11 protein-coding genes are annotated in these 13,072 nt (G+C 42.8%); 5 read left to right on the top strand and 6 right to left on the bottom strand.

Annotated features, from left to right (window positions below; all coding sequences use genetic code 11):
* The first annotated feature begins 4 nt into the window (after window positions 1-4).
* Both ABC357_RS20290 and ABC357_RS20285 read left to right on the top strand, forming a co-directional pair.
* Complete coding sequence (locus ABC357_RS20290) at window positions 5-205, top strand: DUF3311 domain-containing protein (RefSeq protein WP_412889391.1); 201 nt, start codon at window positions 5-7, stop codon at window positions 203-205.
* Window positions 202-1,677: a sodium:solute symporter family protein gene (locus ABC357_RS20285; protein ID WP_412889390.1), complete on the top strand. Its 1,476-nt coding sequence runs from the start codon at window positions 202-204 to the stop codon at window positions 1,675-1,677. Before ABC357_RS20290 ends, ABC357_RS20285 begins: the two co-directional genes overlap by 4 nt.
* Before the next feature lie 90 nt (window positions 1,678-1,767).
* Here ABC357_RS20285 and guaC read toward each other — a convergent pair whose 3' ends face one another.
* Window positions 1,768-2,751 carry a GMP reductase gene (gene guaC / locus ABC357_RS20280; protein WP_412889389.1) on the bottom strand — a complete coding sequence of 328 codons (984 nt, stop codon included), beginning with the start codon at window positions 2,749-2,751 and terminating at the stop codon, window positions 1,768-1,770.
* A gap of 226 nt (window positions 2,752-2,977) precedes the next feature.
* On the opposite strand from guaC, the gene ABC357_RS20275 reads away from it, so the two are divergent.
* Both ABC357_RS20275 and ABC357_RS20270 read left to right on the top strand, forming a co-directional pair.
* The gene (locus ABC357_RS20275) at window positions 2,978-4,231 is read left to right on the top strand and encodes a hypothetical protein (protein WP_412889388.1); all 1,254 of its coding nucleotides are present in this window, start codon (window positions 2,978-2,980) and stop codon (window positions 4,229-4,231) included.
* 303 nt (window positions 4,232-4,534) lie between these two features.
* Window positions 4,535-4,876, top strand: coding sequence for a zinc ribbon domain-containing protein YjdM (locus tag ABC357_RS20270; RefSeq protein ID WP_412889387.1), 342 nt, complete (start codon window positions 4,535-4,537; stop codon window positions 4,874-4,876).
* A gap of 426 nt (window positions 4,877-5,302) precedes the next feature.
* On the opposite strand, the gene ABC357_RS20265 is transcribed toward ABC357_RS20270, so the two are convergent.
* The 5 genes from ABC357_RS20265 to ABC357_RS20245 all read right to left on the bottom strand — a co-directional run bounded on the left by ABC357_RS20265 (window position 5,303) and on the right by ABC357_RS20245 (window position 11,741).
* Complete coding sequence (locus tag ABC357_RS20265; protein ID WP_412889386.1) at window positions 5,303-7,576, bottom strand: glycoside hydrolase family 65 protein; 2,274 nt, start codon at window positions 7,574-7,576, stop codon at window positions 5,303-5,305.
* A gap of 102 nt (window positions 7,577-7,678) precedes the next feature.
* Window positions 7,679-8,347, bottom strand: coding sequence for a beta-phosphoglucomutase (gene pgmB, locus ABC357_RS20260; protein WP_412889385.1), 669 nt, complete (start codon window positions 8,345-8,347; stop codon window positions 7,679-7,681).
* A gap of 207 nt (window positions 8,348-8,554) precedes the next feature.
* Entirely contained in the window at window positions 8,555-9,379 is an 825-nt protein-coding gene (locus ABC357_RS20255) for a carbohydrate ABC transporter permease (protein WP_412889384.1), read from the bottom strand.
* A 12-nt stretch (window positions 9,380-9,391) separates the two neighbouring features.
* Complete coding sequence (locus ABC357_RS20250; protein WP_412889383.1) at window positions 9,392-10,342, bottom strand: carbohydrate ABC transporter permease; 951 nt, start codon at window positions 10,340-10,342, stop codon at window positions 9,392-9,394.
* 118 nt (window positions 10,343-10,460) lie between these two features.
* Complete coding sequence (locus tag ABC357_RS20245) at window positions 10,461-11,741, bottom strand: ABC transporter substrate-binding protein (protein ID WP_412889382.1); 1,281 nt, start codon at window positions 11,739-11,741, stop codon at window positions 10,461-10,463.
* 289 nt (window positions 11,742-12,030) lie between these two features.
* On the opposite strand from ABC357_RS20245, the gene ABC357_RS20240 reads away from it, so the two are divergent.
* On the top strand, window positions 12,031-13,050 hold the full coding sequence (locus ABC357_RS20240; protein ID WP_412889381.1) for a LacI family DNA-binding transcriptional regulator: 1,020 nt from the start codon (window positions 12,031-12,033) through the stop codon (window positions 13,048-13,050).
* Window positions 13,051-13,072 lie beyond the last annotated feature (22 nt).

Here is a 13,072-nt window from a genome sequence, read left to right as displayed (position 1 = left end):
GGTTATGAAGGGATATTATTTACTGGCCATTTTGCCTTTTATCGGGTTGATAGGCGGCCTTGAATTCGCAAACCGTATAGAACCATTTGTCCTTGGTCTGCCATTTTTGCATTTTTGGATTGTCCTTTGGGTCATATTGACATCAGTCATTTTAACCATTCTTTATAAATTGGATGGCCGTTTGCCAGAGGAGGAAAATGAATGAATACGGCAGTAATTGTTATTGTTTTTTTTCTATTATTGAGTATATATTGGGCGTTGAAGTCCAGCAGGGGGCAGGGAAGTGGAATTGAACAATGGGCGCTCGGCGGTCGCAGTATGGGCACTATCATCACTTTCTTCCTGCTCGCTGGAGAATTCTTTACGACATTCACGTTAACAGGGCTTGTCGGCTTGGCCTATTCAGGAGGGCCGTCTGCTTATTACATTATGTCGTATATTGCTCTCGGTTGTATCGTAGGTTTCTGGATTTTGCCGGCTATCCGCCGCTATAGCAAAAAACATAAACTGTTATCGCAGGCCGATTTTTTCATGTCAAAGTATGACAGTCCTTTGCTTGGTAAGATTGTAACGATTGTCGGTGTCGTATCGATGGTCCCTATGATGGTTATTGCGCTTAAGGGGCTTGGATTGATCGTTTCTGTTGCCTCATTCGGGGCGATATCCCCCACTGTAGCCATTTGGGGCGGGGTAATAGCCGTCGTAATCTATACATTGATATCCGGTCTGCATGGTTCTTCAAGAGTTGCGCTTGTAAAGGATGTAATGACATTCGGTGTATTAGTGTTTTTAGGAATTTACATCCCCTTTCATTACAGTGGAGGGATTTCGCCTGTATTTAAGCAGCTGAGCGAATCCGCCCCTGATATTTTGACCTTGAAGCATACTGGGGCGAGTACCATTTGGTTTATATCGACGATTATTTTAAATACAATCGGCTTCTTTATGTGGCCGAACTCATTTTTATCTACTTTTTCAGCTAAAAGCGATAAAGCATTACGGAAAAATACGATGCTATTGCCTCTCTATTCCCTTATGCAGCTATTTGCCTGCATGGTCGGCTTTACTGCCCTATTGGTCATACCGGGATTGGTTGCAGGACAGAGCGATTTGGCATTGGTTAACCTCATTATACAGACGTTTAATCCATGGTTTGTCGGTGTCGTCGGTGCAATCGGCTTATTGGGGGCGTTAGTTCCTTGTTCCGTTTACTTGATTGCGGCCTCTTCCATGCTGACCAAAAATATATATGCCGCCTATGCCAAAAATACGTCTGATAAGCATTTGGGTAAAGTAGCACGAAATTTTACCATTTTGCTCGCCATCATTAGTTTGTATTTAGCCCTGCATTCAAGCGGTGCTCTGAATCTCCTTTTCTTGATGAGCTATAATTTCATTACACAACTGGCTCCTGCACTATACTGTTCATTAACCAAGAATAATTTTATAACGAAATCAGGAGCGATCAGCGGCATGATTGTAGGCATTCTTGTCGCTATCTATGTAGGTATATCAAGTGCAACGACAGCTACATTATTCCCCGCACTCCCTGATCGATTGCAAGATATTAATATCGGATTGTTTATCGTTCTTCTTAACATTTTGACTATGATTGCAGTAAGCCTTATAGACCAGCTTGTCCAAAAGTTCAACCAACAGGAAGAAGCCAATGTATAAATAAAACCTCATTCTGTTTCTTATAAGGCACCAAAAAGAAGGCGGACAAGAACCCTGTTAATGGTTCCTGGCCGCCTTTCTTCACGTCAATTAAAATATTTTATCGCCATTGAAGATGGAGTTCTTTACGACTACATAATCGACTTTGCGGATGGCGTCGAGTTTGTTTCCGCCTGCATAAGAAATGGAGGATTGAAGATCTTGTTCCATTTCTTTCAATGTGTCCTCTAAAGGGCCTTTATGCTCAACATACATCTTTTTGCCTTCCACATTTTTTTTCTCGCCTTTTTGGAACTCGGAAGCTGAACCAAAATATTCTTTATAGAGCTTGCCGTCTTTTTCGATGGTTTCGCCAGGAGATTCCTCATGGCCAGCGAATAGGGAGCCGATCATCACCATGGATGCGCCAAAGCGGACAGATTTGGCGATATCTCCGTGTGTTCGGATGCCCCCATCAGCAATAATGGGTTTTGTCGCTGCTTTTGAGCATAGGCGCAGGGCAGCTAACTGCCAGCCTCCTGTACCGAATCCGGTTTTGATTTTGGTGATGCAGACTTTTCCTGGTCCGATTCCCACTTTTGTTGCATCGGCACCTGCATTTTCTAATTCCCTGACTGCTTCAGGTGTCCCTACATTTCCTGCAATAACGAAGCTTTCAGGCAAATGGTGTTTGATATGCTGAATCATTCGTATGACCGCATTCGAATGCCCATGGGCAATATCGATTGTAATATATTCAGGGATTACTTTTTCCTCTGCCAGTTGTTTGACGAATTCGTATTCTTCTTCCTTCACACCGACACTGATCGAAGCGATCAAGCTGCGTTCGTGCATATCTTTTATAAAAGACATGCGTGTTTCCGGATTGAAGCGATGCATGATATAAAAGTAACCGTTTTCAGCTAAGTAAATAGCAATTCGGTCATCAATGATGGTTTGCATGTTGGCTGGTACGACAGGCAATTTAAACGTATGCTTGCCAAGAGTAACACTTGTATCACATTCAGAACGGCTGTTGACAATGCATTTGGCCGGGATTAATTGAATATCTTCGTAATCAAATACTTTTCTCATTTTATCCACCTCTAAATACGAACGTTATAGTAATTACTTTTTAAAAATGTTCGTTACATATGTAATTTACCTTATTTTATCCTGGAAGTCAAAGCTTTCTAATCGTAAATTCCTAACAAACGTGTTGATTGTGCCGAGAGCTGAGGTAGCGTTGTAAGCTTATTTTTATATCAATTTAGTTGGACAGCATTTACAATAAAGGTAAAAAATACAGAGGAGACTATCGATGAGAATTATAAAAGGTTGGCCGCTGCTTTTGGGCATAACGCTTCTAACGAGCGCTGTACTGATTGCATGCAATCCGGACGAGACGGAAGGGAAGCAAGCAACGAAAACGGTCTATAAGGTCAGTAGCCTGTCGAATGTAAATGAACGCCAACAATATGATGAAGATGAAGATCTTCGTGAATATATGCATGGAATCGATTTAATTCCCAACAAGGGGGGGAACTATCATCTTATTTGGTCTGGTTCACATCCAAAAGAAGATACTGAAAAGGATGATGGCAGCTGGAATCATAATGTGTACGAGGCAGCACTGGATAGCAAAGAACCAAAGATTGAATCGCCAAGGACCTTGATTGATGAACCGGAGGCACAGGAGCCGGTGAGCGGGGGAATGACAGAGGACGGGCATATTATGCTGACATTTGAAGACGGCAATAATGCTGAAAATGAAGTGGCACAACGATATGTCATATATGATCAGGATTTCAATGTCATCAAACCGTACCCACAGACCATTAAAGATGGAGGACATTCCGGGCATGGAGTTTCAGTCAAGAACCGCCATGTTGTGTTCTGGTCCGATGATTGGGTCGATGGCGGCGGTGTGAACGATCTTGGCTCAGGAAAAGATGTCCTGGTCACCACTTTATCCTCAGAAGGGAAGATTTTGTACGGGAAAAAACTCACATCCGGGAAGAACAGAGAGTGGTGGCCAATCATTGCTGCCTCTAAGGAAAATACAGCATTAGTCTGGCAAAGATATGTAGGCGGCCAGGAATATGCCCAACTGATGTACGCAGTCTATGACCCGGAAACGAACCAATTCGTTTCCGCACCTAAAGTCTTGCATAAAAAAGTCGCTTATTATACGTATGATGTCACTTACATTGACCTGCTCGATGCATATATGATCGCCGGTACAACTCCTGATCAAAAAGGATTTATGTACCTTATCGGTGCAGATGGAAAAGTCCTTGCTTCCAAGACAGGATTGCCAGGATTCATTCGGGAGGCAAAGCCTGCCGTCCAGGTGAAGAATGGAGTGGCGACCCTTATTTATCCGAAGGCTTCATCTGGGTTTATGGTTATTTCCGCTACAACTCAAAAAATTGAGTTGAAAGATACGATAAAGGATTCATTTAGATGGCAGTATGGGGGTACGGTTGGATTTTTTACAAAGGGTGGAAACGCCTACTTTGCATCGTTATCGAAAGAAGGAATTGTTGAAAAGAAAATAACAATTTCCAATTAAAAATGTGTTCCTAAGGATACATATGCCTTAAATCCCCTTTTTATAGTGGAATGTTTCCCTTCAGAATAATAGGTGGCAGCTCTTTGGAAAAAATGGATGGGTAAACGAATAGGAAAAGGTTCATAAATTATATTATAATAATAAATAGTCGTGTTTTTTCCTATTGATCAGTTTGTTATATGTGGATTTTTTGTTGTTATCCAAACTAATAATTGAATGTTACGCTGGAAATCCATGTGGCTTGTTCAAAAGGGAATGAGACTGGATTATTATATAATAAAAATGAATTGAGGAATGTGAACGATGCAAGAATTGCCTAATTGCCCAAAATGTAGTTCAGAATACACATATGAAGACGGAAGCCTGCTGGTTTGCCCTGAATGCGCCCATGAATGGTCAGCAACAGCTGAAGCGGAGCAGAATGAGGACCAAAAGGTTGTCAAGGATGCGAATGGAAACATCTTGAATGACGGCGATGCTGTAACAGTCATTAAAGATTTGAAAGTAAAAGGAAGTTCATCTGTCCTGAAGCAAGGCACAAAAGTGAAAAGCATCCGTTTAGTGGATGGCGACCATGATATTGATTGTAAGATCGATGGATTCGGAGCGATGAAGCTAAAGTCTGAGTTCGTTAAAAAAATATAAAACCCAAAAACACCTTATCCAAAAGTCTGCAGGCTTACGGATAAGGTGTTTTTTTCAGTTTCTATTTCATGTATCTCTTAATAAGAGCAAAAGAGATGGCCAAACATATGGCCAACAGTAAAAAACGGATGGTGAACTTTACACTCTCGCTTATCTGAAAGTAGGATAAAACAAAAGGAGAGAAGTGGAACACGAGTAATCCGGCCAGTATGGGAATCGCTGTTTTTAAAATGGATCTATCTCCGGTCAAGGGATAATAGACGATAAGGATGATCAGTACGACTAGAATAGCGGACATAATAGTTCTTACCTTCTTTACCGTTTTCTTTATACAAAAGCATACCTGTATTTATTCCTTAAGCCAAACCAAAAAGAACAGAAATAAAAAATACCAGCCATAGTGGCTGGTATCCGCTCGTTTCTGGACTAAGACTGTACGGGCAGCTCGACCGGCTGCTCTGCTGTAATTTGTACGGGTTTCCCGTAAACCCTTATAGATAAGCTTTTTCCTTCAACTAATTGCAGTCTCAAGGAAGATTGGTTCACTGTAATGGCAAGAAGGCAGCCTTGATACCTAGTGGTGAAGCAATAGTCGCTCCATTGTTCGGGAAGGGCGGGGGAGATGTCTAATCCTGTTTCTTTAATGCGCAGGCCTGCAAACCCATAGACGATGGCCATCCATGTTCCGCCCATATTGGCCATATGAAGTCCGTCTTTTGTATTGCCGTGCGTATTATCCAAATCAAGCCGTGCTGTTTCGATGAAATAATCATACGCTTTGTCCCGGTATCCCACTTTGGAGGCCATGATGCTGAAAACACAATGCGACAGCGAGGAATCATGCGTAGTGATTTTTTCATAATAATCATATGAATGTTTGATTGTACTGAAATCTTGTTCATCTTCCAGCAGGAAATGCCCAAGGACTGTATCCGCTTGTTTACATACTTGATAGCGGTATAACGCTAGCGGATGGTAATGAAGCAATAATGGGTACTTCTCTTTAGGTGTATGTTCAAAATCCCAGACTGCTTTTTGGAAGAAGCTATCATCCTGAGGGTTCACATCCTTCTCCTTATCATAAGGAAGGAACATCAGATCGGCCGCTTTCTGCCACTCCGCCGCTTCTTCCGGAAGCATGCCGATTTTTTCTGTAACTGCCTGAAGGCTTTCAGCATCGCTTTCTGCAAGGTTGCGATAGATAGCGGCAGCCCATTTTAGATTGTGCTTCGCCATGGCGTTTGTATAGTAATTATTGTTGACTACGCATGTATATTCATCGGGACCTGTTACATCGTTGATGACAAATCGGTTATCGATAAAATGCCCCGCATCCGCCCATAGGCGTGCCGTTTCAAACAGCATTTCCGCACCGTATTGCTTCATGAATTCAATGTCCTTTGTGGCCAAGTAATATTGAATGTAGCTGTATGCCACGTCTGCGCTGATGTGATACTGGGCTGAGCCTGAAGGGTAATAAGCGGAGCATTCGGTTCCGGAAATTGTACGCCATGGGAACAATGCCCCTTTTGAATGTCCCATTATTTTTGCATGCTCACGCGCTCCATCTAATATATGGTAGCGGTATAGTAATAAATTTTTGGCCAGCTCCGGTTTTGTCAGCAGGAAGACCGGCAGCATGTAAATTTCGGTATCCCAAAAATAATGCCCTTCATATCCTTCTCCTGATAATCCCTTGGCAGCTATATTGGAATGCATATCGCGGCCGGCGGATTGCAGCAGATGATATAGGTTGAAGCGTATGCCTTCCTGCAGGCTGGCATCGCCGCCGATGATAATGTCGGCATGCTTCCAGAAATCCGCCAAATAGGCTTTCTGCGCATCCAGAAGTCCTTCAAAATGGGTGAATGCATGCAGGGCTTTTACCGCTTTATCAAGTAGTTGATCCCCGTGGCGCAGGGTGTCTGTGTAAGCCATCCACTTAGTGAAGACGACCGGCTTAGTCAGCATGAAAGAGCATGTTGTTGTAATTTGTTTTTCCTGGACTTGATGAAGCAGTGAATGCTCGGCATCTACTGAATAGGTTGCTGTACAAGCAGTCCGCAGTTTGGACACGTATGTTTCATTGATAATCGAGCAAACGCCGTTTTCTTCTGATGCCCCAATGACATGCAGGCGTTTTGCATGGCCGGATGCAACACGTGGATCAGTAGGATCGGTGAAGTTTTCAACATCTCCATTAATGGTAGAGGTAATCGTGATCTCGCCGTGATAGTTAATTGGTTCAATGGTTACTTGAATAGCGAATAGTTCTTTTACATCGAAGGATACAGCGCGCCTAAAGGCCAGCTTCAGTTCATGGCCTTTAGGGGAACGCCAGTTGATCAAGCGCTCTGCATAGCCTTTATCCATATGCAATTTCCGTTCATAGGAAAGGACATCGCCGTCGAATAAAGAAAAGGATTCCCCATCGATGCTGAGGGAAATTGTCTGTGCGTCTGTAATATTGACCAGCTTTTGCTGTGATTCAGGAAAACCATACAATTTTTCACCGTGTGTAATCTCTGTCACTTCATGAAACGCATTGATATAAGTTCCTCTGATACTCGTAAAATCGTCTTGATAGCCTTCTTCAAAATTGCCGCGGACCCCTAAATAACCGTTGCCGAGAAAAAATAAGCTTTCTTCCTGCAATAAGTCCTTTTGGGATAGTTTTGCGGATGTCAGTGTCCAAGTCATGCGGACGTCCCTCCTATAAGGTAATCGTGCAGAAGAAAAGGCCCGTCAAAATAATCACGAACAGAGCGTGCTTTGCTGAGCCTTTTGCTGCGTGTGCTTCATTTAGCACTTATCGAAAATGCTTTTTACTAGATTAAGAGTCAGTTGGTCAGTCGAAGATACGACATGAGCCGCATGTTTCAGCGCTTTCTGGTCGCCAACGCCGATCGCCAGCATGCCAGCGGAGTTGATGGCTTCTACTCCGGCTTGTGCATCTTCTATACCAATACAGTTTTCCGGAGAAACGCCAAGACCTTCTGCTGCCTTCAGGAATACTTCCGGATGAGGCTTGGAATGGGTAACAGCTGCGGCATCGACAATGTAGTCGAACAGATGCTGTACGCCCAGTCTTTCTGTCACCTTAAATGCATTCTTTGAAGCTGACGCCATACCGGTCTTCAACCCGGCTTTCTTTAAATCAATTAAAAAATGCCCGATGCCTGGAAGCAAATCCTCGGCAGTGATATGAGCAATCAGTTCTACGTAATGATTATTCTTCCTTACAGCGAGCGCTTCCTTTTCTGCTGGAGAAAAATCATCCTGCCTGTTGCCAAATGCCAGAATACGCTCCAAGGATTCCGTCCGGCTGACCCCTTTCAATGTTTCATTGAATTCCCGGTCGAACGGGATATTTAAATCCTTCCCGAGCTTTTGCCAGGCAAGGAAATGAAATTCTGCAGTATCTGTGATGACACCATCCAAATCAAAAATGACAGCTTCTAGCTTATTCAATGGGTTTCCTTCTTTCCTTGGTATATTACTAGATTATACTGACTCTTTTTCTTTGGAAAAAGAGCCACCGGTACCGGCTTTTCATGATCCGGCTACAGGCGCCAGCCCCTCGAGGTCTTAAGTCAAACCACTGTCAAAGGCAAAGGGCAGCCTTTGTCAGTGTTTTGCCTTAAGCTTGTCGGGGCTAAGCAGACGCCTTTCGCTTTTCTATTTGTCCCCGCCTATTCTGAAGCCTTGCATGAAGTATTTGTTCAGCAGGATGTATAGGATGATGATTGGGACGATGGATATGACGGAGGCCGCCATTATGTAGTTCCACTGTGTCAGGTTTTGGCTTTGGAATGTTTGCAGTCCGAGCGTCAATGTATATTTTTCCGGAGAAGAAATGTACAGGAGCGGCTTTAGGAATTCATTCCAGAAACCAAGGAATACAAATACACCTTGAGTGGCGATTGATGGGCGCGCCATCGGGAAAACGATTTTGAAAAATGTTTGGAATCTGTTCAGACCATCGACTTGTGCCGCTTCTTCGACTTCTTTCGGGAAATTGATGAAGAATTGGCGCATCATGAAGATGTAGGCAAAATTGATGGCGCCCGGCAGGATCAGGGCACTGTATGTATCAAGCAATCCAAGTGATTTCATAATCAAGTAGTTTGGTATTAATAAAATTTGCGCCGGTACCATCATGACCACTAAAATCAGAATGAAAATATAGTTGCGCCCAGGGAAGCGAAGCCGGGCCAACGCATATCCGGACATGGTGTTGATGATGATATTGACGATTGTTCCGATGCCCGCAATGATGAAGGAATTGAAGATCCATTTCACGAATAGCGGGTCCTTTGTAAAGATATATTTGAAGTTATCCAGTGTGCCTTCCTGTGGCAGTATATTCAAACCGCCTGCCACAATTTCCTTGTAAGGCTTGAAGGCTGCCATTACTGCCCATAGAAACGGATAGAGCGTTACAAGAGCATATATGACAAGAATGGCATATAGGATGGCTCTCGACCATTTAAACTTTTTCATAGGTGTCACTCCTTAATAATGCGACTCTTCGCGATTTACTCTACGTGCAATCATGGAAACCACAAAGATTAGGATGGTTAAGATGATGGCAAGCGCTGCAGAATACCCCATTGTTCCCATCGTCTTAAAGGCATATTGATAGATAATCAGCGAGAAGGTCAAAGTAGCGTTGTTCGGTCCGCCGCTGCCTCCGGAAATAATATAGGCTTGGTCGAATAATTGGAAACATCCGATGATGCCCATCAATAGGACATAGTTTGTTACAGGTGTTAGGTTAGGAACGGTAATCTTTATTAATTTTTGCCATGCATTTGCACCATCGATATCGGCTGCTTCGTATAGAGAGTGAGGGATATCCTGCAGGCCTGCCAAATAAATAGTCATAAAGAATGGAACAGTTGACCAGATATTCATCACCATGATCGTGTTTAAAGCGAATTCTGTTTCGTTAATAAAGTTAATGGGCGCATCAATCATTCCCATGCTGACAAGGATATTGTTGAAAGGGCCGTTCAGGCTGAATAGGAACATGAAAATCATCGTCAAAGCCGAACTGGAAGTCAATGTCGGCAGGAAGAAAATCGTCCTGAACGTATTCTGGAATTTAACGCCTGAATTCAAGACTGCGGCAATCAGCAAGGCAATGATCGTTTGGCATGGAACAACGATGATGACATAGCGAAGGGTATTTTTCAGTGCAATCCATACGCGTTCATCGTTCAATGCATTACTGTAGTTTTTAAGGCCTACCCAATCAAAATTGATACCGCCAATTAAATTTACTTTCGTAAATGATAAGAAGAGTGAGTAAAAGATAGGGATCAAAGTGAAGATAAGCATGATTATGACTGCTGGTAGCATGAATCCGTAGCCTGTCAGAGCTTCACGGTATTTTTTTTTAGAGCCCTTTTTCTTTAATGGCTCTATCGGAGACTGGTTGGAAGATCGTGATTCTTTTGCCATTCATCTGGCTCCTTTCGTGTATTTGTAAAAGGCGCCTTCCGGACATTGATATGTAAGAAGGCGCCTTTTATGTTTTAGCTCTTTTCTAAGACCGTACGAGTATGACGGTTGTTGACTATCAGTTTTTGATTTGCGTTTTAATATCTTTATTGGCAGATGCTTCTGCTTTTTTCATAGCTTCCTTCAATGACATTTCACCTTTAAGTGCTGCCGGAAGCATATTGTTGTATTCACGCATGATGATCGGCAGCGTAGGGCCATTCTGCCATGTAGTAGCATAGTCGGCGGCAGCGATGAATGGCGCCATCAATGCGTTGTCTTTTAGATTCATATCTTCAGTGACAGATGTGCGGCTTGGGATTACACCGGCGCCTTCAGCCCACAATTTCATTCCTTCAGTGCCGGTTACGTACTTGATGAATTCCCAGGCAGCCTCTTTTTTATCGGAATGGGCGTTCATAGAGTATGAAACCGTGAACATCATTGATGCTTTTTTGCCGCCGATCGTTGGGTGTTCAGCTGTTCCGAATTTTACGTCGGGGAAGTTTTGCTGCAGGTTAGCGACGCCCCAGTTTCCTTCAAGCATGATAGCGGCAGCTTCAACGCCGAAAGAATCCCCGGAGTTACCCTGCCCTAAATCTTTTGCGCTGTTGATCGTTTTATTTTTATAGGCATCGACGTACATCTGAAGATATTCCAATTGATTGCTCTTGGAAAGAACAGCATATCCGTCCTTATCTACAATTTTTGTTCCGTTCACTTGCAATACATGCATATGGCGGGACAATTCAGGAGAGGAAACAAAGGCTTGTTTTCCTTTAGGCAGCTTCGATTGCAGGTTTTTCAGGAATTCCGGCCACTCTGTTGCTTCGGTAGGGAGTGTTGAAGGATCAACGCCAGCTTGTTTCAACAATGTCTCGTTATAGAATAAACCTAGAGTGGAGTTATCCTTCGGAATACCATATTGCTTTTTATCCGTTCCTTTAAATCCGTCGTAGGCAGGTTTATAAAAATCTTCGCTATCGAAGTCTTTTGTTTTATCAATATAAGAGTCAAGGGGCTCAAGAACACCTTGTTCAATCAGTGCAGGGGCTTCAGATACGTCCACATAGAACACGTCTGGCGCTGTTCCGCCGATTAAATCTGTTTGTAGCTGAGTAGCATAATCGTTATAAATCCGCTTTTTAACTTTGATGCCTGTCTTTTTAGTAAAAGCTTCTAGCAATTGATCGTAGGTGGCAACTTCCGCTTCGGAACCTTTCCACGATCCGACTGTAATTGTTTTTGCTTTTTCATCGGCTGATGCCTTTTCTTTGTTGCCGTCCGAACTGCAGCCAGCGGTAGCGAGCAACATAGCAGATGCCATGGCTGCAACAGCTGGTTTGATGAACTTTTTCATGTTGTATTAGCCTCCTCAAGATGTATAACCATTACTTTATGAAAACGTTTTGGATATATTGTCTACTAAATTTTAAACATTGAGAGTTATTAAATCAATGCTTATTATTTGTAAATTGTATATATTGTTTATTTTTAATATATAATATCCAAAACGTTTCGGGATAAGGTGCTTCTTTTTGAGAAAAAAACAGAAAACACTTATAATAAAAATAGTACAAAAATTTTATTAAATAAGTATGATATAAAATGGCACAAAAAGATGAACTATTCGTGAGGAGAGAAAGTTGTTGGCAACTATAAAGGATGTTTCGAAAGCTACTGGCTTTTCTACAACAACGGTATCCAGAGCATTGAACGGTTATTTGGATGTCAATGAAAACACAAGGAGAAAAATTCAGGAAGCAGCTAAACAATTGGGCTACACGCCTAATATGCTGGCGCGCAGCCTTGTAATGAAAACAAGCCATACGGTCGGCTTTCTGATTACAGATTTGAAAAGATCCGGCATTAAGGATAATTTTATGTTCCAAACGTTGTGCGGTGCGATGGATTACTTGCAGCATTTGGAGTATGAATTGGTCATGCTGACTACGACGAGCTCCAAACAAAGGAATAAAACGTATCAACAATTGTATAATGAACGGAATTTGGACGGGATCATCATCCAAGGATTAAAAATAGATGATCCTTACTTGCTGGAGGCGAAAAAAAGCTGCAAGCCATGTGTTCTAATCGACATACCGGCCAGTTCACCCAACGCCGGCTATGTCACTACCAATCAATCTGAAAGTGCCAAACAAGCGACCAAATATTTATGCCGAATGGGCCATCGGAATATTGCATTCATCAACGGCCATGATTCTGCCCATGTCAGTATTGAACGGCTGAAGGGATATAAGGAGGCATTGGAAGAGTGCGATGTTGATTTTCGCCCGGAATTTGTCTGCGATGGAGATTTTGATGAAGATAAGGCAAAACAATGCGCTATTTCACTAGTGCTTGGCTATCCGGAAATAACAGCCATCTTTTGTGCGAGCGATGTAATGGCGCTTGGTGTCATAAAGGCCGCGAGGGAACTGGGCATCATGGTTCCGGATCAATTATCAATAGTCGGTTTTGATAATATTTTGTTATCGGAATATGTGACACCAAGCCTGACGACGGTTTCCCAAAACCCATATGAAATGGGGAGAAAAGCTGCAGAAATGATGGTGTCATTCATCGAGGGAAAAGAAACGGAATGTATTGTTACATTGGATAATCAATTGATCGTCAGAGATTCGACAGCACCTCCCTCCGGTGCATAAAAAATGCCGGCATGTTTATAGC

This window comes from Bacillus kalamii (assembly GCF_047238185.1).
Taxonomy (GTDB): Bacteria; Bacillota; Bacilli; order Bacillales; family DSM-1321; genus Bacillus_AD.
This window is presented reverse-complemented; position numbering and strand designations above follow the sequence as displayed.